Below are 22,075 nucleotides of genomic sequence, written 5' to 3'. Positions count from 1 at the left end.
CGATGGGCCACAAACACCGCGACCACAGCTACCCGCCGGCTCCCGAGCCGCTGCCCGCTCCCGTCTACGACAACCACACGCATACCGAACCGTGGCTCGAGGATGCGATCCTCACGCCCGCCCGAGAGGCTGCGGCCGCCGCGGCGCGCGACGCGAACGGTGATGCGGATGCCATCGCGGGCAACGCCGATCGCACCGACTTTCCGGGCACGGACGTCGAGAACGCGCCCGCCGACTGGGTCGAGCAGCTCGACAGGGCCCAGGCCGTCGGGGTGGCCGGCATCGTGCAGGCGGGCACGACCATGGCATCCTCACAATGGGCGGCCGAGCATGCGGCACAGGATCGCCGCATGCTCGCAGGCGTTGCGATTCACCCCAACGAGGTGCCAGCCTACGTTGACGCGGGCGTGCTCGACGATGCGCTCGTCGCGCTCGATCGTCTCGCGGCCGAAGACCGGGTGCGCGTCGTCGGAGAGACCGGGCTCGACTTCCACTACACCGAGCCAGAGCGCTTCGCCGACCAGATCGGGTCGTTCGAGCGTCACATCGAGCTTGCGAAGTCGCACGGGCTGGCGATGCAGATTCACGATCGTGACGCGCATCGCGAGGTCGTCGAGACGCTGCTGCGGGTCGGTGCGCCCGAGCGCACGGTCTTCCACTGCTTCAGCGGTGACGCCGAGCTGGCCGAGATCTGCGCCGAACACGGCTGGTACGCGTCGTTCTCGGGCACGGTGACCTTCAAGAACGCTGAGAACCTGCGCGACGGCCTGCGGCGCATGCCCCGCGATCACATCCTGGTCGAGACCGACGCGCCGTATCTGACGCCGATGCCGTACCGTGGCCGGCCGAATGCGCCGTATCTGCTGCCGAACACGCTGCGGTTCATGGCCGAGACGCTCGAGACGCCGGTCGCCGAGCTCGCCGAGCAGATCGCCGCGACCACGGTGCGCGTCTATGGGGAGTGGTGACGATGACGGTGCAGCTGTTGGGGCCCGCGCAGGTGCGCGCGCTCGCCGAGCGGCACGAGGTGACCCCGACGAAGCGGCTGGGGCAGAACTTCGTGATCGACGCCAACACGATTCGGCGCATCGTGGCCGCGGCCGGCGTGCGTGGCGACGACCGAGTGCTCGAGGTCGGGCCGGGGCTCGGGTCGCTGACGCTGGGGCTTCTTGAAGTCGCCGACGACGTGACGGTCGTCGAACTCGATCCCGGGCTGGCTGCGGCACTGCCGGGCACGATCGCCGAGCAGGCGCCCGGTCGCAGCGTGCGCGTGATTCAGGGCGACGCCGTCAAAGTCACCGCCGCCGACTGGGCCGCAGCTCGGGGCGGCGCATCCGGTGCGCCGGGCATGGACGCAGTCGCTCATGCCGCCGATTCTGCAGCGCTCACTGCCGTCGATGACGGGCCCACTGCGGTCGTCGCGAACCTGCCGTACAACGTCGCCGTGCCCATCATGCTGCATCTGCTCGAAACTTTTCCGAGCATCCGCCGCGTGCTGGTGATGGTGCAGTCCGAGGTGGCCGATCGCGTCGCGGCGGCACCAGGCAGCAAGATCTACGGCGTGCCAAGCGTGAAGGCGGCCTGGTACGGCCCGTGGCGGCTCGCCGGATCCGTCGGCAAACACGTATTCTGGCCCGCGCCGAACGTGACGTCCGGGCTGCTCGCCGGCGACATCCGTCCGGTCGCCGACCGCGCGGGTGACGAGGCGCTGCGGCTGTCGACCTTCCGCGCGGTGGATGCCGCCTTCGCGCAGCGTCGAAAGACCTTGCGTCAGTCTCTGGGCGCCATTGCCGGAGGGCCGAAATCGGCCGAGACCCTGCTGCGTGCGGCCGAGGTGGAGCCCGGTCTGCGCGCCGAGCAGCTGGGACTCGACGAGTTCGTCGCGATCGGTCGCGCGCTTGCGGCGCCAGAACGGCGCTGACCGCTTCTGGACGACTTTCACAAGGAGTGAACAGATGACTGTTCTGCAGGCTGTGCTCGGATTCGGCGCGATCGCCGCGGTACTGACGGTCATTCCCGGGCTCGACACGATGCTCGTGCTGCGCAGTTCGCTGGTGAACGGTCGCAGTCACGGCTTCGCGGCTGCGGTCGGGGTGAATCTCGGTGCGCTCACCTGGGGTGCCGCGGCCGCGCTCGGTGCGGCCGCCCTGGTCGCCGCTTCGAAGATCGCGTACTCGATCGTGACCTATGTCGGTGTCGCGTACATGGTCTATCTGGGCGCCTCGATGATCTGGAAGAGTTGTCGCAAGGTTCCGCAGCGCGCTGACGTGCTGATCGATGCGGCGCCGGCCCCGCTGTGGCGCAGCTTTGTCAACGGGTTCACCACGAATCTGCTGAACCCCAAGATCGGCATTTTCTACATCGCGACGATTCCTCAGTTCATTCCGTCTGGCGTGCCGAATCTGCCGATGGGACTGCTGCTCGCTGGTGTGCATGTCGTACTGGGCATGCTCTGGCTGGGTCTAGTGACCATGGGCGCGTCGATGGCGCGTCGATGGCTGTCGACTCCGTTCGCTCAGCGCATCGTCGACCGCGTGGCCGGTGTGGTGCTGATCGGCTTCGGGGCCGAGATCGCCTGGCGAACTGCTCGTGCCTGAGCTGCTGCCGCTCGTCCGGTCGCAGCCGGGCGCTTTGTATGGCGCCCGGCTCTGGGGCAGCCACTGAACTCACCGTGAACCGCTGTCTGGGGTCGCGTTTCCCCCAAATCGTACATGTATTGCGAGGGGTTATCAGTACGTGTACGATGAACAGTCGTCGGCAAACCTCAAAAGGTATTGCTTGTGATCGTCTGATGATGTGTGAATCTGGCTGCAGTCGACCACTCATGGTCCGAGCCGGGCAGTCCTCGCCAGTCGACACTGACATCCGAACACTGAAAGACGAGGCGTCATGCACGCGACCACATCCACCCCCCAGGCGAAATCGGCATCCGGTGCCGCAGCTCGAAAGCGGGGGCTCACCCCTCGTTCGCTGATCAACGTCGGCATCTATGCGGCGCTGTACTTCGTGATCGTCTTCGCCTGCGGCGTGATCGGCATGGTCAGCCCGCTGTTCAGCGTGGTCGGCTACGTGGTCGGCATTCTGGTAAACGGCACGGTCGTCATGCTCTTCATGGTCAAGACGCCGAACTTCGGCGCGATGACGCTGCTCTCCCTGATCACCTCATTGCTCATGGTGGCGACCGGTCACTTCTGGGGCACCATTCCGATCGCGGTCGCGTGCGGTCTGATCGCTGACTCTCTCATAAAGTCGGGAGGCTACCGGTCGAAGGGCCGCAACATCCTGGCCTACGGCATATTCCAGCTGTGGCTGATCGGCCCGTTCCTGCCGATGTTCTACGATCGCGCCGGCTATGCCGAGTACGTGGGGTCGTCAATGGGCGCCGAGTACGCAGAGGCCTGGATGCAGCTGTTCACCCCGCTGAACCTCGTGCTCATCCTGGCGCTGCTCTTCGTGGTCTCGCTGGTCGCCGCATGGATCGGTTCGCGCATTCTTGAGCGCAGCTTCGCGAAAGCCGGCATCCTGTGACCCAGCAGACGCTGTCTGCTGCGACCGTGCAGGTGCCGTCGGTCATGAGGTCGACGGCCCTGCTCGATCCACGTACCAAACTGCTTGCGCTGTTCCTGATCAACACGATCGCCTACGGCACGGGCTCACTGCTCGCACAGTTTCTCGCCGCTGTCGCTGTGGCGCTGTTGCTCGCCACCCTGCGCGACCGCAAGCCCTTGGCGATCTATGCGATCACCTATGCGGTGTCGACTGCGCTGTATCTTGCCCTGCCCCACCTGATCACGGGCTGGCTGCCTGCACTGCTGGTCGCCGTCGGCTTCTGGGTGGCCCGGTTTGCGATCACCATCGGCTACTTCGCCTACTTTCTGCTGTCGACGGGCCCCAGCGAGCTGACCGCCGCGCTGGCCACGCTGCGTGTGCCGCGACTGATCTCTGTGCCGCTCGCCGTCGTGCTGCGCTTCGTGCCGACCGTCATCGATGAGCTTCGCGCCATCGTGGATGCCATGCGGCTTCGAGGCCTCGCCTCGAGTGCCAGCGCGCTCGCGTTGCATCCGATCAGCACTACACAACATGTGCTGTTGCCACTGCTCGCCTCGACGTCGCGCATTGCCGACGAACTCAGCGCCTCGGCTCTGATTCGCGGGCTCGGCCGACCGGAGCGTCCCACCACGGTGGTGCGTCTGCGCTTCGGTCTTGCCGATGCCGGCATGCTGGTGTTCCTGGGCGTGCTGGTCGCCGTCTCTGTGATGAACGTAGGGGTCTCATGGTCGTTCCGATGATCCGCGTCGAAGATGTGCGCTTCAGCTACGCGCAGGGGCATGCCGACGCCTCGCCCTACGGACCGACGCTCGACGCAGATGCGGTCTCGAGTGCACCGGCTGTTCTCGTGCTTGACGATCTGTCGTTCGAAGTGCCAGCGGGCACACTGACCGTGCTGTGCGGCGCGAGCGGTTCGGGCAAGTCGTCGGCATTGCGTCTGCTGAACGGACTCGTGCCGAACTTTCATCACGGTGATCTGACCGGTGTGGTCGAGGTCGCCGGCGTCGATGTGCCCGCAACCGATCTGTTGGAGGCCGGCCGCACCACAGCGACCGTGTTCCAGAACCCGCGCACACAGTTCTTCACTGCTGATGTGCGCAGCGAGCTCGCTTTCCGAGACGAGAACTACGGGCTTGACCCGGCAGAGATCCAACGTCGCAGCGTGGCCGCGGCACGCCAGGTGGGCATCGAGAACCTGCTCGACCGTGGGCTGCGCCAGCTCTCTGGCGGAGAACTGCAGAAAGTGGCCTGTGCACAGGCGATCGCAGCCGGAACGAGCGTGCTGCTCTTCGACGAGCCCACCTCGAACCTTTCACCAGCCGCCATCGCCGAATTCGCCCAGCTGCTGGGCCGCCTCAAAGCTCAGGGCCACGCGATCGTGGTCGCCGAACATCGTCTCTACTTTCTGCGCGACCTCGCCGACCAGGTGCTGCAGCTCGACCACGGTCGGGTGCATGATCGCTGGTCTGGTGACGAGTTTCGCGCACTGAGCGAGAGCTCCGCGGTTGCGCTCGGGCTGCGCACGCTGCGTGCGCCGGCTGCGCTTGCGGCCCTGCTGGTCGCCGAGCATGCGGATGCCGTGGTCGCCGACCATGCCGGCTCAGGTCCGTCACGGCTCGCCGACGAACGAGGCGAACTCCCCCGTGAGATCGCGAGCCGAAGCAATCGAGCACAGGAGGAGCCTCGACAGCCAGGTGCGTCCACGCCCGAACACGGACTCGTGCTCGATACGGTGCGGTTTCGCTACGGAAGACACGGCGTGCTCGACATCCCGCACCTCGAGTTTCCCCGCGGGCAGGTCAGCGTGATCGTCGGGGCCAACGGCGTTGGCAAGACCACGCTCGCCCGTGTGATCTGCGGGCTGGCCGCCGAAGACCGAGGCAGCAGCGTGCGTCTCGACGGTGTGCGTGTCTTCCCGAAGGCTCGTATGGCTCGCAGCGGCATGGTCATGCAGGATGTGCACCGACAGCTCTTCTGCGACAGCGTGGCCGACGAGGTGCGGCTCGGGCTCGATGCGCAGGCACGAGACGAGGTCGACATCGATGCGCTGCTCCAGCGCTTCGATCTGGCTGACCTCGCCGAGCGACATCCGCTGTCGCTTTCCGGCGGGCAGAAGCAGCGCGTGGTCATCGCGGCGGCAGTGGCCAGACAACCGCAGATCTGCGTCTTTGACGAGCCGACCAGCGGAGTCGACCGTCGGCACCTGCGAGCCATCGCCGAGTGCCTGCGCGAGCTGGCCGAGGCTGGCACAGTCGTGATCGTGATCACTCATGACCCCGAACTCATCGACGCATGCGCCGATCGCATCGTCACCATCAGCCGTCTCGGTGACGAGCACCCAGACGGCCAGAGCATCCACATCACAGAAGTCTCGAGAAGCAGGTCAGAGCATGCAGGCTGAGCAGAGTGAACGGTCGCGACCACAGGGGCAGGAGGCGCCGAACCTCGCTGACCCCAGGCAGAAAGACAAGGCCGGCCGGGCCGCGCTGAAAGACATGATGAGGCCGGTCGCCGGGCGGCTACTGGTCGCGCGTGTGCTGGCGGGGCTCTCGGCGGTGCTCGCGATCTTCCCGTACATCTCGTTGGTGTGGCTGGGCGGGCTGCTGCTCGAAGGGTGGGCGCAGGGGCGGGCCCCGGATGCGCAGGCAGTGGGCGTCGCCCTCAATGTGCTGATCGGCACGTTCGTCGGGCGGCTCGTGCTCTACTTCGTCGCACTCGCAGTGACCCACTTCGCTGACATGAAACTCGGCGGGCTGTTGCGCGGGCGCATCATCGGCACTCTGGGGCGTGCGCCGCTGGCCTGGTTCACCTCGGCGACCTCGGGTCGCATCCGCAAGGCAGTGCAGGACGACACGCACACGCTGCACACGCTCGTCGCGCACGCGCCGGTCGAGACGACGTCGGCGATCGTAATGCCGATCGCGATGTTCGTCTATGCGCTCATCGTCGACTGGCGGCTCGGGCTGCTGACCATCGCGATCTTCCCCATCTACCTGGCACTGCAGCTGCTTGGCTACCGTGACATGGGCAAGAAGACCGCCGAGATGGACACGAAGCTGGGCAAGGTCTCGGCCACAATGGTCGAGTTCGTCAGCGGCATCACCGTGGTGAAGGCGTTCGGACAGGTCGGCCGTGCACACCGTAACTACGCACAGGCAGCAGATGAATTCAGCGAGTTCTATCTCAACTGGGTGCGTCCGATGCTCAAGACCTCGTCGCTGTCGATGGCGGTCGTCTCGCCAGCGGTGCTGCTGCTGATCAACCTCGGCGGAGGCGCTGCGATGGTCGGCGCCGGCTGGGTGACCCCGGTGCAGGTGCTCACCACGACGCTGATCGCTCTGGTGCTGCCCGCGTCGATCACGACGATCGGTACCAGCCAGTGGGCCTACCAGCTCGCTGGTGGGGCCGCGCTGCGCATCGAAGAGGTGCTGCACGTCGACGCGCTCGTCGACAGCGCCACGCCACAGCATCCGCAGGGGCACGCCGTGCGCTTGGACCACGTCAGCTACGGATACGGCGACCTGCTGGCCGTCGACGACGTCACGCTCGACCTCGCCGAGGGCAGCACCACCGCGCTGATCGGGCCGAGCGGGTCGGGCAAGTCGACGCTCGCGACTCTGGTGGCGCGATTCGACGACCCGTGCTCGGGCACGGTCACGATTGGTGGCGCCGACGTGCGGCACATTCCGCGTGACGAGCTCTATCGCACTGTCGCGTTCGTGCTGCAGGATCCGCAGCTGCTGCGCATGAGCGTGCGCGACAACATCGCGTTGGCTCGGCCGGATGCTTCGCTTGAGCGGGTACGAACGGCTGCCCGTGACGCACAGATCGATGACTTCATCATGACGTTGCCGAACGGCTACGACACGGTGCTCGGCGACGACACCGCACTGTCGGGCGGGCAGCAGCAGCGCATCGCGATCGCTCGGGCGCTCATCACCGATGCGCCGGTGCTGCTGCTCGACGAGGCCACCGCGTTCACCGACCCCGAGTCTGAGGCCGAGATTCAGAAGGCGTTGAACCGGCTCGTGCAGGGGCGCACCGTGCTGGTGATCGCGCATCGGCCGGCCTCGGTCGCCGGAGCCGATCGCATCGTGGTGCTCGACCGCGGCCGTGTGCTCGCACAGGGCACCCACGAAGAACTGGTCGACGAACCGCACTACGCAGCTCTTCGGCGGGCGACCGGCGAGCAGATGGCAGAGCTGGCGCACACCGCGACAGACGACTCAGCAGCTCAGCGACAGGAGGGCCAGGCATGAACATTTCAGCACAGCGTCCCAGCACACGTGGCGGCGCAGAGGTCGGCACGATTCCCGAAGACGAAATCGTGCACGCTCCCGAGATGATCGCGCGGTTCGCACGGCTGGTGTCGAAACCCGCCCGCGGTCAGCTGACGCTCACCCTCGTGCTTGCCATCGCATCCGGCGTGCTGCGCGGCATCGCGCTCGTCGCCCTGCTGCCTGCGGCTGTCGCGCTCGCGGCAGGGGGCACGATCTGGGGCCTGACCTTCACCGGATGGATGTGGGCCTTCGTCGCCCTGGCCGTGATCGGCATGATCGCCGAGTACTGGCTGGCGATCACGAACTACACAGTCGCCCTCGACCTGGTCAAGAACGTGCACCGTCGCATCGGTGATCGGTTGGCGCGTCTGCCGCTCGGGTGGTTCCGTGATTCGGCGGCCGGGCGCATGTCGCGACTGGTGTCGCGTGAGGTGCTGATGCTCGGTGAGTCGCTGGCGCACATGCTCGCCTCGATGGCGGCCAACGCGGCCACCGCCGTGGTGATGGTCATCGGCAGCTGGATCTGGGACTGGCGCCTCGGCCTGGTGCTGACCGTCGCGGTGCCGATCTATCTCGTGGCCCTCTGGCTCGGCCGCAGGGCGATCACTCGCGGCAAGCGCATCAGCGAACCGGCCGAAGAGGAACTCGGCGACCGCATCGTCGAATATGCGCGCTGCCAGGGCGCGCTGCGCTCGACCGGTCGTTCGGGCGACTTCGAGCCGTTGCGTGCAGCGAACGAGCGTTCGGTGGTCGCCGGTCGCATCGACCTCTGGTGGGGAACCCTCGCCAACATGCTGCACGGCCTCGTCGGTCAGCTCATCGTCGTCGCGATGATCACCATCGCGGTGCGTCTGGCGCTCGGCGAGGTGATGGGGCCGATCGAGACGATTGCGTTCATCGGGCTATCGCTGCGGTTCGTTCAGACGCTCGAAGACCTCGGCGGCATGGTGGTCGCCAACGAAGAACGCCACGTCATGGTCGAGCACGTCAATGAGATTCTGACGACGCAGGGGCTGCCCGAACCCGAGACCTCTGCGGTTTCGACTGTGCCCGGTCGCATCGAGATCGACCACGTCGACTTCGGCTACGACGCCGAGCATCCGGTGCTGCACGACGTCAGCTTCGAGGTGCCCGCGGGTACGATGTGTGCGCTGGTCGGGCCGTCGGGGTGTGGCAAGACGACCGTCGCGAAGCTCGTCGCGCGCTTCTACGACGTCGACCGCGGAGTCGTCCGTGTGGGAGGCGCAGACGTGCGCGACCAGACGACGGCCGATCTGATGGCTCAGCTTTCGATGGTGTTTCAAGACGTCTATCTCTTCGACGACACGCTCGAGGCGAACATCCGAGTGGGCGACGGCTCGGCGACGGATGCTGAGATCCATGCCGCCGGAGACCTCGCGGGCGTGACCGAGATCGTTCGTCGTCTGCCAGACGGCTGGCAGACCCGCGTCGGTGAGGGCGGGCACGCGCTGTCAGGTGGTGAGCGTCAGCGCGTGTCGATCGCTCGTGCACTGCTCAAACACGCTCCGATCGTGCTGCTTGACGAGGCGACCAGCGCACTCGACCCGGAGAACGAGGCGCATGTGATGGCGTCGATGCAGCACCTGCGAAAAGAGGCCACGCTGCTGGTCATCGCGCACAAACTCGACACGATTCGGTCGGCCGATCAGATCGTGGTGCTCGGAAACAACGGGTATGTCGTACAGCGTGGCACACACGATGAGCTGATCGCACAGCCCGGTCAGTACCGTTCGTTCTGTGAAGCTCGCGCTGCGGCCTCCGGCTGGCGGCTGGTCTGACTCGTCACTCCTGCGCAGCAGTGCTGCTGGTGGGCGCGCCGGCAGCGCGGTGCTGCAGCACCGTTCCGGTCACCAGCGCTCGTACGGACGTCTGCAGCGAGTACCCGGCAGAGAGCTCTCGCCAGTGCGGCAGCAGCCTGCTGACCTGTGTCAGGCCCTGCACACACTCGCTGTCGGTCGTCTCATACCAGGCACGTTCGTCGCTGCTGCGTTCGGCAGCCGCCGCCTGCATCTGCAGGTCGGCCGAGATGAGGTACCAGACTCCTCGCCAGAGGGCGAGCATCGCGGCGTCGTCGAGGCCGGCGTCAGCTGCGGCGGCGAAGAAGTGCTCAGTCGAGGCCAGTGCAGAAAGACCGATATTGGTGCCGCGCGACAGAATCGGCACGACCCAGGGCAGCCTGCTGAGGTTCTCATGCACCTCGACGCCCACTTCGACCATGCGCTCGACCGGTGTTCCGCTGGGAATGGCCCAGTCGATCTCTGCGGCGGCGTCAGACAGCGCGAGCGTGAGCAGCTCCGACTTATTGCGCACGTAGTGATAGAGACTCATCGGCCGTGAGCTGAGGCGTGCAGCGAGGGCACGCATCGTCAATGCGGAGTAGCCTCCGGTCTCGAGCAGCGCGCGGGCCTCCGTGACGATGCGCTCCAAAGTGAGCTGCTGAGCCGGATCAGCGCCATGAGCGTCATCAAGTCGGGCCATAGAGCCAGCCTAACGGCTGTCCATGTGTCCGAGACCGCGACTGGGCCGCGTGGTATCGTTATGAGAATGGCTCGCAATAATAGTCGCTCGCTGTCGCGCAGTGGAGACCCGCGCAAACGTGCGCAGCACCGTCGGCAGAATCAGCCTGTTGCGGTCACTGTGCTGAACGGCTTTCTCGGTGCGGGAAAGACCACTCTGCTGCAGAGCCTGCTGGTACAGGCCTGGCAGCGCACGCCGCACCTGCGGCCCGCGGTGATCGTCAATGACATGAGCTCGCTCGACGTTGACGGTCTGGTGGTCGAAGACACTGAAGTGGTCAGCCACGAGATGGGCAACTTCGCCAGCATCAAGGGCGGCAGCGTGCACAGCGCCGAGCTGCTGCCCAAGCTGATCGCCACTGCCGAGCAGATGCTCGACGGCTATCAGCCTGAGCACATCTTCATCGAGACCTCAGGCAGCACGCGACCTTGGCCGCTCGTGAAAGCCCTCACCCGGCATCCGCGCCTGCAGCTGCACGGGTTTCTCTCGCTCGTCGACGCGGCGATGCTGCGCGACGACTTCGCCTGCGGAGAGCTGATCGCCGATCAGGTGGCCCGTCAGCTCGGCGCTGGCACGCTCGGGGTCGAGTCGCTGATCGCCGAGCAGGTGATGTTCGCCTCAGAGGTCTATCTGACCAAGCTCGACAAGCTCGAGCCCGAGCAGGTCACACGCACCGCTGCCGCCCTGCACCGGCTCAACCCCTATGCGGGCATCACCGGTCTGCGCTTCGGCAACCTGCGGCTCGACGCAGTGCTCGCACAGCCGCGTCATCCTCGTGACCGAGTGGCGCAGCTGGGTCGCGAGACCGAGCAGCGTGACACAGAGCATCCAGAGACCGGTCGGCTGGTGTCGCTGGTGCTTGACGATGCGCGTCCGTTTCATCCTCGCAGGCTCTGGGAGGCATACACGACCGCACTGCCGCAGACGCTCTACCGCAGCAAGGGCATGACCTGGATTCCCACGCGCGACGACAAAGTGCTGCTCTGGAACCAGGCGGCCGGGGGCGTGAACCTTGAGTTCTTCGGCTACTGGAAGTCGGGTGTGCTCGACCGCGAGCAGCGCGCGGTCGCCGACGCGCAGACCTCCTCTCGCGAGGCAGAGCGGCGCAGACTGCTGCCGCGCGAAATCGAGCAGCTGCAGCGTGAGGTCGACGAGATCGACCCGGTCTTCGGCGACCGGCGCACGAGCATCACCCTCCTCGGCGAAGACTCCGACACCCGCGCGTTTCTCGCTCGGCTTGAGCAGTGCCTGTGCACTCCGGAAGAGGTCATGGCATGGCGCAGCGGCGAGGAGTTCGACGACCCATGGCCGCAGCAGACGGTGACGGTCGACCAGTTCGCCCGTACTACCGGTCTCGGCCGTCGGCGCATCTGAGCTTCGCCTCGTGCCGCAGCTGCGTTCGGCCCTCAGCGACGGCGGCTGCCCCACGACGTCCGTGCACTATCGGTGCAGAGTCGTCACCGCAGTGCCCACATCGCCACGGCACTCGATGCCGCGACGTTGAGCGAGTCGATGCCGTGAGCCATCGGAATCTCGACCAGTGTGTCTGCCGTGCGCAGACAGGCGTCTGAGACGCCGTAGCCCTCAGACCCGAGCACGAGCGCGAGGCGGGCGAAACGATAGGGCATCGAGCGCACCTGCTCGGCGAACTCGTCAAGTGTGACCGATCGCTCGTCGAGTGCGAGTGTCGCCACGTGATAGCCGGCGTCATGCAGCTGCGGGCCGAGTTCGCGCCATCCGCCGACATGCGCCCACGGCACCTGCAGCACCGTGCCCATGCTCATGCGCACCGCCCGGCGATACAGCGGGTCTGCAGTGCGGGGCGTGAGCAGAATGCCGTCGGCTCCGAGCGCTCCGGCCGACCGAAAGATCAGCCCCACATTCGTGGGATCGACCACGCCCTCGATCACGACGAGACGCCGTCTGTCGGTTCCGCCTGCAGCATCCGCCGCCGTGCGCCCGGCGATCACATCAGCCGCATCGAGCGGGGCGGGCCGATTCATGCACCCGATCACGCCATGATGCAGTTCGAAGCCGGTCAGTCGTTCGAGCACGGCGGCCTCGCCGGTGAACACCGGAACCGGCGGCAGCCCCACCTGCTCGCGTGCGGCATCCCCGAAACCGGCAGCGGTCAGCAGAAACCCGACCTCGGGCAGTGCGCTGCGCTCGGCCAGCACTGAACGCGGTTCGTGCCCGGCGGCCAGCGCGCGCTCGAACACGAACTTCGACTCGGCCAGGTAGAGCCCGCGCTCACTGTCGATGCGACGCCGCAGCGCCGAGTCGGTCAGCCGCGCGAAGTCGCTCAGGCGTGGGTCGTCGAGGTCATGCAGTTCGATGGTGGGCACGCAGTCAGGGTACCGTGCGCGGTGGTGCGATCGTCGAGCCCGCCGCGGCTAGACTTGGGGCCATGCATCCCGCATCGCCGCCGATCGTGACCCGCACGCCGGGCAAGATCAACCTGCTGCTTGCCGTGGGCGGGCAGTATGACGACGGGTACCACAAGATCGTCAACGTGTTTCAGGCGGTCGATCTCTATGAAGACATCTCAGTGCGCTGGGCCCCGGAATGGTCGCTGCACTTCACCGGCAGTCACTCTCTGCTCGTCGACGACGACAACCTCGTGCTGCGTGCCGGTCGGCTGCTTGCCTCGCGCGCCGCAGATCTGCGCACCGCATCGTCACCCGAGAACCTGGCCGCTGCGTGCATGGTGCGCAAGCGGGTGCCGATCGCGGGCGGCATGGCCGGCGGTTCGGCGGATGCCGCAGGCACGCTGGTCGCACTCGCCAAGCTGTGGCGGCTCGAGGTCGCGCGCGAGCAGCTCAGCGAGATGGCGGCGGAACTCGGTGCTGACGTGCCGTTCAGTCTGGTCGGTGGTACGGCGATCGGCACAGGGCGGGGCGACCGTCTGACGGCTGTGATCACGCGCGAGTCCTACCACTGGGTGCTGGTGACGCAGGCCGAGGGGCTGAGCACGGTCGACGTCTATCGCCGGTTTGACGAGCTGGTCGACGACGGCGAGATCGATGCGACGGGCAAGGCTCGGGCGCTCTCGGAGGCTGAATCCGTGGTCACTGCGCTGGCAACGGGTGATCCGGAGCAGCTGGGCAGGCACCTGCGCAATGACCTGCAGGCTGCGGCGATCAGTCTGCGCCCGAGCCTGCACCGCACGCTTGACGAGGCGCGTGACCTCGGTGCCGTCGCAGGCATCGTGTCAGGGTCGGGGCCGACGATCGCGCTCCTGGCCGGTGATGCGCATCATGCTGCGGCGCTCGCGCAGTCGCTGCTGGCTCGCGGACATCAGGCCAGTGTGGTCTCGAGCCCTGCGCGCGGTTCGCACGTGCTGTGAGGCTGCGGTCTCGCGCAGGCCCGCCTTTCCTGCGTTGGCCCAGACTCGGATGTGGTCAGATCAGCCCGAGTTCGAGAGCCTTGGTCACCGCGCGGGTGCGGTCGTTGACCTCCAGCTTCTGGTACGTGCGCAGCAGATGCGTCTTCACAGTGGGCTCAGAGATGTAGAGGCGCTCGGCGATCTGCGCATTGCGCATCCCCTGTGCGACCAGCCGCAGCACTTCGGTCTCTCGCGGAGACAAAGGGCTGATCCGTCGGGCATGAGTCCACCTGAGCGCATCCGCCGCGACTTCCACCACCTCATCGACTTCAGAAGCCTCTGGGAAATCGGCACCTGCGGTATCCGGCACAGCGCTGCGCTGCAGCCGTGACACCAGTGCAGTCGCCACCTGTGGAGACAGAGCGACCTCGCCCGCGACCACGGCACGCACTCCTGCGATGAGCTCATCCGCAGGTGCGGCCTTGATCAGGTAGCCTTTGGCCCCCGCAGCGATAGCTGCCACGATTGCCGCGTCATCCTCATACGTCGTCAGGATGATCACCCGTGTCTCTGGGGCCTGCTCTGAGACGACCCGCGTGACCTCGACCCCGTCACGTCCGGGCATGCGCAGATCGCACAGCAGCACATCGGGGTGCTCAGCCGTGACCAGCGCCACCGCCTCGTTGCCGTCGCTCGCCTCGCCGATCAGGTCGATGCCGGTCAGGTCGCCGAGCAGCGCGACGAGTCCGCTGCGCACGATGGGGTGGTCGTCGGCGATCGCCAGTCGAATCGTGCTCACAGGGTCGCCTCCAGAATCGTGCCGTGCGGCTGCCGAGAACGCAGGGTCAGGGCGCCGCCGGCCTGAGCGATGCGCTGTTCGAGACCGGGCAGACCGAACCCGTGGCTGCTCGCCACAGTGAACCCGGGCGGCAGGCCACGCCCGTCATCCGTCACGGTGAGAGTGACCGCATCGCCGGCGGATGCCCTGCGCAGCACCACCTGCACCACACCAGCACCAGCGTGCTTGCGTGCGTTCGCGAGCCCCTCCTGCGCAGCGCGGACGAGCAGCGTCTGTCGTCTTTGTGTCATCGACTGATCATCCACAGTGATGAAGTCGGTGCGCACATCGATGCCGGTCTCACGCGCGAAGCGCTCACAGGCCTGCGCGAGCGCGGGCGCCAGGCCGGTTGCCGAGCTGAGCCCCACAGTGCTGGTAGCGGCTACCAACGACCGGGCCTCGGTGAGCGCCTGATTGGCGCTCGACTCGATGACTGCGAACAGCTGGGCTGACCGCTCGGGGCTCTGCTCTCGTGCACCCTGCTGCGCGAGCATGACGATGCCGGCGATGCTCTGCGAGACGGTGTCGTGTAGATCGGCCGCCATGCGAGCGCGCTCGCGTTCGGCAGCCAGATCGGCTCGCTCTGCTGAGAGCTCTGCCTCCTGCCGGCGCAGCTGGTTGAGCAGCACCTCGCGCTCGTGTCCGCGAGTGAACGCCATCGTCAGCCAGACGCCCATCGCGGTGCTGAACAGCCAGGAGACGACGCCGATCGATCCGGCTCGCAGCAGCTCGGTCGGCAACGTGCCGTCGCCGGCATCGCTTGACGACAGGCCGGTCCAGCCGCTGTCACCCCATGCGCCGAGCAGAAGCCCCGCGGTGACGCTGACTGCGGTGATCAGATTCCAGATCAGCCCGCGTCGAAGCCCGCGCGCGAGCATCCACAGGCTCGGATAGAACACCGCCTGCAGCGTCGCCATCTGCGGGTCGCCGGTCAGGGCGAGCATCAGCCCGGGGATCGCGACGGCGAAGTACCGCATCACCTGTGCGGCGTGGCTGCGCATCGCGCGTGGCGGCACCGTGCGGCCGGCGACGAGCTGCCGATCGAGTCGTGCCGTCGAAGCCATCGCCCTGCGGCCGAAGACCAGCCAGGCGAACAGAAAGACGGCTGAGCCCGTCAATGACATCACCAAGGCGAGCGGCGAGGCTCGAAAGTCGTTGGCCCACTGCGAATCGGCGCCGACGCCAGTGCCTGTACCGCTTTCGGCGTACCACGACAGCACGGTCGAGGTGGCGAGAGCCACGGTCACCGCAATGAAGAGCAGGGACCACACCCAACGCCACGAGCGCTGGGCGTGCTCGTCGGTGGATGCCCGCGTGCGCCCGTCGACGGATGCGTCAGCGATGAGGTCGGGCATGTCCATCAGCCTAGCCGCACGTGTCCGCGGCCTGGCCTCTCGGGAGAGCTCGCCGGATTCGGCATCCGCAGACAGGGATCATCGGCGGTCACCGGGCACCCATCTGAACGTGAGCAGGGTCACGACCAAGCCAGAGACGAACCACACGGCCAAGACCGTCGCGACGAGACCCAGGTGCCAGGCCTCGCCACGCTCGAGCACCGCGAACTGGTCAGGCAGCAGGGCTGCGCGAAAGCCCTGGGCGATCCACTTGAGCGGAAACACCGAGGCGACATTCTGCAACCACTCGGGCAGTTGCGAGAACTGCAGGTAGACGCCCGAGACGAACTGCAGAATGAGCACCGGTGGCAGGATGACGGCTGTGGCACTCTTTGCGCTGCGCGGCAGATACGAGACGAGAAAGCCCAACACGACCGACGTGCCGAGCCCGAGCAGAAAGACCCAGATCAAGGTCGTCCAGGCTGACCAGGAATCGGGCAGAGGCACATCGAAGGCGAAACGGGCCACGGCGATGAGCAGCACCGCCTGCACCAAAGCGGTGATCAGCACGAGGCCGAGTTTGCCGAGCAGATAGGCGGCGACGGGCAGGGGAGTCAGGGCGAGGCGCCTGCGCGTGCCGTCATATCGTTCGACGGCGAGGTCGGAGCCGAGATTCTGAAAACCGCTGAGCAGCACACCGCTGGCGAGCATCGCGGGCAGGTAGTAGCCGGCGGCGGTCAGCCCGAGGTCGTCTGGGCCGAATGACAGGTTCGAGAAGGCCGTCGCGAAGATGCAGAGCATCATCACCGGGAACAGAAACGTGAAGAACACGGTGTCAGGCTGACGGCGGTAGCTGCGCAGCTCCACGCCGATGCGCGCAAGCGCCAGTGCTGCAAGAGACGGGCGGTGCGGTCGTCTGGCTTTCGGCGGCCGTGCCTTCCCCTGCTGCGGAGAGCGCTGCTGGATCATCGTCTGTGTGCTCATGCTGCGGGCCTTTCATCGGTGCTGCTTCTGGAGTTTTCGCCGATCAGGGCGAGGTAGGCGTCGGCCAGGGTGGGCCGGCGCACTTCGAGGTGCTCGGGCTCGCCCTGAAGCCGGGCAGTGAGCGAAACGATCAGTGCACCCGGCGTCGCGGTGGTCTCGGAGCGGTCTCGGCCGTCCTCGTGCCACTGCACAGTCGGCAAGTGCAGCTCGGGCCGATCGGCGAGGGTCGGCGTCTGGGCCAGGTCGCTGCCCAGCGCGACCAGACGGCCGTTGACCATGACGGCGACGCGGTCAGCGAGATGCGCGGCCTCTTCGAGGTAGTGCGTGGTGAGCACGATGGTGGTGCCACTGGCTTTGATCGAGTCGATCAGGTGCCAGAATGCGGTGCGCGCCTGCGGATCGAAGCCGGTGGTCGGCTCGTCGAGAAAGAGCACCTCGGGGTGTCCGACGACTCCCTGGGCGACGTCGAGACGTCGGCGCTGCCCACCTGACAGTGCTCGCACGCGTCGGTCGGCTGCGGCAGTGAGGCCGACGCTCGCAATCAGGTCGTCGACCGGCCACGGATCGTCGTACATACCGGCGAAGTGCGTGAGCTGCTCGCGAACGGTGAGCACGCCTGACTCCTGAGTCTCTTGCAGCACGACCCCGACGCGATTGCGCATGTCTCGGGTTGAGTGTCGCGGGTCGGATCCCACCAGTCGCACACTGCCTTGGTCGGGACGGCGAAAGCCGACGATCGTCTCGACCAAGGTGGTCTTGCCGGCGCCATTTGGCCCGAGCAGCGCGAGCGTCTCTCCGCTGCGCACCTCGAGGGTGATGTCGTCGAGCACCTTTCGGCCGCGATACGACTTTGAGAGACCGCGCACCGCGATCGGTGCGGGTGTGGGGGCTGCAGCTCGTGCAGGTTCAGGTGCGAGGGCCGGCATTGGCGCGAGTGCTGGTTCGCCTGCATGAACCGAGTTTGCGGGGTGTGTGGGATCGTCTGTTTGAGCCATGACCCAATATTCGCCGGATGCAGTGCTCGAGCACATCGACCGGCTGACTGAATGTGCGGGGGCTGGGGGCATCGCCGGTGTCATCCATTCGGTTGACACGTGCGGGATGCCGGTGCAGCTCATTACCCGACCCAGCATCCTCGTCTCGCCGAACCCCGCCGCACCGGCACACCGCCGCACCGCTGCACCGGCGCGGTACCCTTGTCGAATGGCACATCTTCTCGGCGCCGAACACATCAGCCTCAGTTACCCCACCAAAGACGTCTTCGACGACCTCTCGCTCGGCCTCGCCGAAGGGCAGCGCATTGGCATCGTCGGCCGCAATGGTGACGGCAAGACCACGCTGCTGCGACTGCTCGCCGGCGAGATGCAGCCCGACACCGGCCGGGTCACCCGTCGCGGCGGCATCACCGTCGGAGTGCTCGCCCAGACACCAGACCTCGACCCCGACGAGACGGTCGGCCACGCAGTGGTGGGCGATCTGCCTGAACACGAGTGGGCGTCGCAGCCGCGGGTGCGAGACGTGCTGCAGGGTCTGCTCGGCGACCTCGACTGGCACGCTACGACCGGTGCGCTCAGCGGAGGCCAGCGTCGTCGCGTCGCGCTCGCGGCCCTGCTGCGGCAAGACTGGGATGTGCTCTTTCTCGACGAGCCCACCAACCACCTCGATGTCGAGGGCATCACCTGGCTTGCTCGGCACCTCAAGCAGCGCTGGCCGAAGAACGCCGGCGGCCTCGTCATGGTTACGCACGATCGGTGGTTCCTCGACGCGGTCTGCACCGACACTTGGGAGGTGCACGACGGCACTGTCGAGCCCTTTGAAGGCGGGTACGCGGCCTACATTCTGCAGCGCGTCGAGCGCGACCGGCAGGCAGCGGCGGTCGAGGCCAAGCGTCAGAACCTGATGCGCAAAGAGCTGGCCTGGCTCGGCCGCGGTGCGCCGGCGCGCAGCTCGAAGCCGAAGTTCCGCATCGAGGCGGCCAACGAGCTGATCGCCGACGTGCCGCCCGTTCGCGACCGCGTGCGGCTGCAGTCGATGGCGACCTCTCGTCTGGGCAAAGACGTCATCGACGTGCTGGGCGTGACGGTGCAGTACGACGAGCATGTGCTCATGCACGACGTCGAGTGGCGAATCGGCCCCGGCGATCGACTCGGGCTGCTCGGTGCGAACGGCGCCGGCAAGTCGACACTGCTGAGCCTGATCAAAGAGGCCTCGGCCAAGGCCGGATCGACCCAGGCCGCCCAGCTCGACGCAGGCGACGGCACCGCGGTCACGGCCGGCCGCATCAAGGTCGGCAAGACCGTCAAGCTCACCGAGCTCACCCAGGAGCTGCACGAACTCGACGCGGTGAACGACGACCGCGTGCGCGAGGTCATCGGCCGAGTGCGCACGACCTACAAGGTCGGCGACGAAGACCTCAGCCCGTCGCAGATGCTCGAACGGCTCGGCTTCTCGAGCGTGCAGCTGTCGACCCCCGTGCGCGATCTCAGCGGAGGCCAGCGCCGCCGCCTGCAGCTGCTGCTCACCCTGCTCGACGAGCCGAACGTGCTCGTGCTCGACGAACCCACCAACGACCTCGACACCGACATGCTCGCCGCCATGGAAGACGTGCTCGACGCCTGGCCCGGCACGCTGATCGTCGTGTCGCACGATCGCTACTTCCTGGAGCGCGTGACCGACGACCAGTACGCCCTGATCGGCGGAACACTGCGGCACCTGCCCGGCGGGGTCGACGAATTCCTGCGGCTCGACGCTGCTGCGCATGAGGGCTCTTCGGCGGATGCCGACAAGACCCCGTCCTCATCTCGCGCCGCGAGCGGGGCCGGTCACGCAGCGGGCGCGGCTTCGGGGGCGGGGGCGAGCGGTGCATCCGCCGCGGGGCTGAGTGGTGCCGAGCGTCGGGCCGCCGAAAAGCGGCTTCAGGCGCTCGAGCGCAAGCTGGCCAAGGCGCGCGATGCGCTGACGAAGGTCGATGCCGATCTCGCCGCGGCCGACCAGAGCGACTTCGAGGGGCTCTCGAAGATCGATGCGCTGCGCAGGTCGACCAGCGGCGAAATCGATGAGCTTGAGGCCGAGTGGCTCGACCTCGCGGAGCAGCTCGAGGGATAGTCGCACGTTCTGCACTCTCGCTGGGCCCTGCTCTCTGGGCCCTGCTCTCTGGAACCCGCAGGTTCTGCGCTCGCTCAGGCCCTGCCTCTGAACCGGGCAGGTTCTGCGCTCGCTCAGGCCCTGCACCTGAACCGGGCAGATTCTGCGCTCTCGCCAAGGCCTGACCGCAGAAAAACACAGGTTCTGTGCTTTCGTTGGTTCAGACTGGTGCTTTTACTCGTTGAGTGTGCAGAATCCGTCATATGCGCGTCGAGAGTGTAGAAGGTGCGGGCTTCATCGGCTGATGCCCGCAGGTTCTGCACTTTCGCCGAGGTCTTGTCCGTGGAACCCGCAGATTCTGCGCTTGCACCTACGCCGCAGCCGCAGCGACCTCCCACTGCATGAGCGCGGCATTGACGGTGGCTTCGACGGTGGCATCAACCGTGGCTCCACTGCCTATTGAGACGGTATGTCGGCACGTTCGCGGCCGGATGCTCACGTTCTCGGCGGTCCACAGCAGCGGGCGGCTCGTGCGCCCATGGCGTCGGTCTGCAGAAGCGATCTCAACCCGAACGGTGCGTCGACATGGTCGAGTTTGATATCGGCGACGCACGCGTCCAGCGGATGCACGCGCGACTACACGAACAGGGCGTCGAACTCGAGCACTGACCCCACCGTTCGTCTCGAAGCCCCCGCGTTCACTCAGTCGGTGGTACAGCTCCCTGAGCTCACCGTCGCAGTGAGCCCGGGGGCTTTCTGCACCACGGGCTTGAGATCGCTGAGCGGAATCGCATAGCCCACGTTCGGCACCGACCTTTCTTTGGCGAAGACCATACCGGCAATCTCGCCGTCTGTGGTGATCAACGGGCCGCCCGAGTTGCCCGGCTGCACGTTCGCCGCCAAGGTGAGCACGTCGCGCGGGCCTGAGCCGCTGAAGTCAACAGTGCCGGCAGCCATGACGCTTGCCGGGCCCGAGGTGAACGGGCCGCCACCGGGGTAGCCCTGCACCGCGCCCTGTGTGCCGCGACCGATGGCTGCGGCGGATGCCAGCGGCAGCACGGGGGCCCCGAGCCCGTCGACGTCGATGACGGCGAGATCGGCCTTCGGGTCGAAATACGTGATGCGGCCGCTCTTCGCGGGCTTGCCGGGCACCTCGACGACCGGCTCTGAGACGCCGCTCACCACATGGGCGTTCGTGACGACTCGATCATCGCTGACCACGAACCCCGAGCCGGTCTGCTCCTGCCCGCATGCGTATGCGGGGCCGCTGATGCGCACGACCGACTTCGCCGCCTGGGTGAGCTGGGGTGTCTCCAGATCGACTTGAGGTAGCGATGGCTCTTGCGACACACCGCCCAGCGCCTCGACGACCCAAGGCAGGCCTTCGTCGATGGCGTTCTGGCCCCAAAGTGTGGCAGTCGATCGCAGGCTGCTCGGCATCAGTCCGTCGATCACGGTGACGACGCGAGACGAACTCAGCGCCTGAGTGAGCCACGGGGCACCGATTCCCGAGACCGCCGAAGAGACCAGCCCGATCATCAGGCTGCTTGCGAGCAGCCCGGCCACGGCGCCCAACAGCCTGTTCACGGCACCGAGCCGCACGCGTTCGAGCACACCGCCGATCGATCGGCCGATCGCTCCGCCGATGCTGCCGCCGATGACGACGAGCCCCAACCCCACGATCATGACCATCGCGATGCGGGTCGCACCGTTGCCTCCCAAAGTCACGACCCAAGGGATGGTGAGCCAGGCGGCGAAACCGCCCACCACCATGCCGGCAAGACGCAGCGCGACTCGCGCGAGACCGCGCCGCGCACCGCTGACGGTCTGCCACGTGATGATGCCCAGCAGCACGAGGTCGAGAGGCAGCGCGCCGAGTGTCAGATCCATGAATGACATCGTATGCACTGCCTGCGACATTGCGCAGAAGAAGCCGACGTGGAACCGGTCGGCAAGGTGCTGCGAAGCAGCTGGAGAGTGCGGGGTCTTCTGCAGCGAGGTGGCAGCAGACGATCAGCCACGAGTAAAGTGGTCTGCGGCAGTCTCGCTGCCGGTCCGCCTTGGTGTAACGGCAGCACGACAGCCTTTGGAGCTGTGAAGACCAGGTTCGAATCCTGGAGGCGGAGCGCAGTCGAACCGATGG

The 22,075-nt window shown here is 66.7% G+C and carries 18 protein-coding genes and 1 tRNA gene; 12 read left to right on the top strand and 7 right to left on the bottom strand.

Features of this window, described 5'->3' with window-relative positions; translation table 11 throughout:
* The first annotated feature begins 2 nt into the window (after nt 1-2).
* From F8O08_RS08765 to F8O08_RS08730, 8 genes are all read left to right on the top strand, one after another.
* Nucleotides 3-968: a TatD family hydrolase gene (locus F8O08_RS08765; protein WP_158043050.1), complete on the top strand. Its 966-nt coding sequence runs from the start codon at nt 3-5 to the stop codon at nt 966-968.
* 2 nt (nt 969-970) lie between these two features.
* Nucleotides 971-1,921, top strand: a complete 951-nt coding sequence (gene rsmA, locus F8O08_RS08760; RefSeq protein WP_158043049.1) for a 16S rRNA (adenine(1518)-N(6)/adenine(1519)-N(6))-dimethyltransferase RsmA — start codon at nt 971-973, stop codon at nt 1,919-1,921.
* Nucleotides 1,922-1,955: 34 nt separating this feature from the next.
* Nucleotides 1,956-2,597: a LysE family translocator gene (locus tag F8O08_RS08755; RefSeq protein ID WP_158037204.1), complete on the top strand. Its 642-nt coding sequence runs from the start codon at nt 1,956-1,958 to the stop codon at nt 2,595-2,597.
* A gap of 292 nt (nt 2,598-2,889) precedes the next feature.
* Nucleotides 2,890-3,528: an MptD family putative ECF transporter S component gene (locus tag F8O08_RS08750; protein WP_158043048.1), complete on the top strand. Its 639-nt coding sequence runs from the start codon at nt 2,890-2,892 to the stop codon at nt 3,526-3,528.
* Complete coding sequence (locus F8O08_RS08745; RefSeq protein ID WP_158043047.1) at nt 3,525-4,289, top strand: energy-coupling factor transporter transmembrane component T; 765 nt, start codon at nt 3,525-3,527, stop codon at nt 4,287-4,289. Before F8O08_RS08750 ends, F8O08_RS08745 begins: the two co-directional genes overlap by 4 nt.
* Nucleotides 4,274-5,950, top strand: coding sequence for an ABC transporter ATP-binding protein (locus F8O08_RS08740; RefSeq protein WP_225733621.1), 1,677 nt, complete (start codon nt 4,274-4,276; stop codon nt 5,948-5,950). Before F8O08_RS08745 ends, F8O08_RS08740 begins: the two co-directional genes overlap by 16 nt.
* A complete protein-coding gene (locus F8O08_RS08735; RefSeq protein ID WP_158043046.1) occupies nt 5,940-7,808 on the top strand; it encodes an ABC transporter ATP-binding protein in 1,869 nt (622 codons plus the stop codon). Before F8O08_RS08740 ends, F8O08_RS08735 begins: the two co-directional genes overlap by 11 nt.
* The gene (locus F8O08_RS08730; RefSeq protein ID WP_225733620.1) at nt 7,805-9,628 is read left to right on the top strand and encodes an ABC transporter ATP-binding protein; all 1,824 of its coding nucleotides are present in this window, start codon (nt 7,805-7,807) and stop codon (nt 9,626-9,628) included. Before F8O08_RS08735 ends, F8O08_RS08730 begins: the two co-directional genes overlap by 4 nt.
* 4 nt (nt 9,629-9,632) lie before the next feature.
* On the opposite strand, the gene F8O08_RS08725 is transcribed toward F8O08_RS08730, so the two are convergent.
* Nucleotides 9,633-10,328, bottom strand: coding sequence for a TetR/AcrR family transcriptional regulator (locus F8O08_RS08725; RefSeq protein WP_158043045.1), 696 nt, complete (start codon nt 10,326-10,328; stop codon nt 9,633-9,635).
* A 66-nt stretch (nt 10,329-10,394) separates the two neighbouring features.
* Between F8O08_RS08725 and F8O08_RS08720 the strand changes: the two genes are divergently transcribed.
* Complete coding sequence (locus tag F8O08_RS08720; protein ID WP_192497745.1) at nt 10,395-11,741, top strand: CobW family GTP-binding protein; 1,347 nt, start codon at nt 10,395-10,397, stop codon at nt 11,739-11,741.
* Between the two features lie 83 nt (nt 11,742-11,824).
* On the opposite strand, the gene F8O08_RS08715 is transcribed toward F8O08_RS08720, so the two are convergent.
* Nucleotides 11,825-12,712 (bottom strand): TrmH family RNA methyltransferase, encoded by an 888-nt coding sequence (locus tag F8O08_RS08715; protein WP_158043043.1) that lies wholly within the window; start codon nt 12,710-12,712, stop codon nt 11,825-11,827.
* A gap of 62 nt (nt 12,713-12,774) precedes the next feature.
* Here F8O08_RS08715 and F8O08_RS08710 point away from each other — a divergent pair, with 62 nt between their 5' ends.
* The gene (locus tag F8O08_RS08710) at nt 12,775-13,713 is read left to right on the top strand and encodes a 4-(cytidine 5'-diphospho)-2-C-methyl-D-erythritol kinase (RefSeq protein WP_158043042.1); all 939 of its coding nucleotides are present in this window, start codon (nt 12,775-12,777) and stop codon (nt 13,711-13,713) included.
* A gap of 55 nt (nt 13,714-13,768) precedes the next feature.
* Here the strand turns inward: F8O08_RS08710 and F8O08_RS08705 are convergent, their stop codons facing one another.
* The 4 genes from F8O08_RS08705 to F8O08_RS08690 all read right to left on the bottom strand — a co-directional run bounded on the left by F8O08_RS08705 (nt 13,769) and on the right by F8O08_RS08690 (nt 17,843).
* Nucleotides 13,769-14,491: a response regulator gene (locus F8O08_RS08705; RefSeq protein WP_158043041.1), complete on the bottom strand. Its 723-nt coding sequence runs from the start codon at nt 14,489-14,491 to the stop codon at nt 13,769-13,771.
* Nucleotides 14,488-15,885, bottom strand: a complete 1,398-nt coding sequence (locus F8O08_RS08700) for a sensor histidine kinase (RefSeq protein WP_192497744.1) — start codon at nt 15,883-15,885, stop codon at nt 14,488-14,490. Before F8O08_RS08700 ends, F8O08_RS08705 begins: the two co-directional genes overlap by 4 nt.
* A gap of 78 nt (nt 15,886-15,963) precedes the next feature.
* The gene (locus F8O08_RS08695; RefSeq protein ID WP_225733619.1) at nt 15,964-16,848 is read right to left on the bottom strand and encodes an ABC transporter permease; all 885 of its coding nucleotides are present in this window, start codon (nt 16,846-16,848) and stop codon (nt 15,964-15,966) included.
* A complete protein-coding gene (locus F8O08_RS08690; protein ID WP_225733618.1) occupies nt 16,845-17,843 on the bottom strand; it encodes an ABC transporter ATP-binding protein in 999 nt (332 codons plus the stop codon). Before F8O08_RS08690 ends, F8O08_RS08695 begins: the two co-directional genes overlap by 4 nt.
* A gap of 208 nt (nt 17,844-18,051) precedes the next feature.
* Between F8O08_RS08690 and F8O08_RS08685 the strand changes: the two genes are divergently transcribed.
* Nucleotides 18,052-19,953, top strand: coding sequence for an ABC-F family ATP-binding cassette domain-containing protein (locus F8O08_RS08685; protein WP_158043039.1), 1,902 nt, complete (start codon nt 18,052-18,054; stop codon nt 19,951-19,953).
* Between the two features lie 681 nt (nt 19,954-20,634).
* Here the strand turns inward: F8O08_RS08685 and F8O08_RS08680 are convergent.
* On the bottom strand, nt 20,635-21,822 hold the full coding sequence (locus tag F8O08_RS08680) for a MarP family serine protease (RefSeq protein ID WP_192497743.1): 1,188 nt from the start codon (nt 21,820-21,822) through the stop codon (nt 20,635-20,637).
* Nucleotides 21,823-21,986: 164 nt separating this feature from the next.
* Between F8O08_RS08680 and F8O08_RS08675 the strand changes: the two genes are divergently transcribed.
* A tRNA-Gln gene (locus F8O08_RS08675) sits at nt 21,987-22,058 on the top strand.
* The last annotated feature ends 17 nt before the right edge of the window (nt 22,059-22,075 follow it).

This window comes from Pseudoclavibacter sp. CFCC 13611 (genome assembly GCF_008831225.1).
GTDB lineage: Bacteria > Actinomycetota > Actinomycetes > Actinomycetales > Microbacteriaceae > Pseudoclavibacter_A.
Note: the sequence above shows the minus strand (reverse complement) of the source record. Positions and strands in the feature narration are given on the sequence as shown.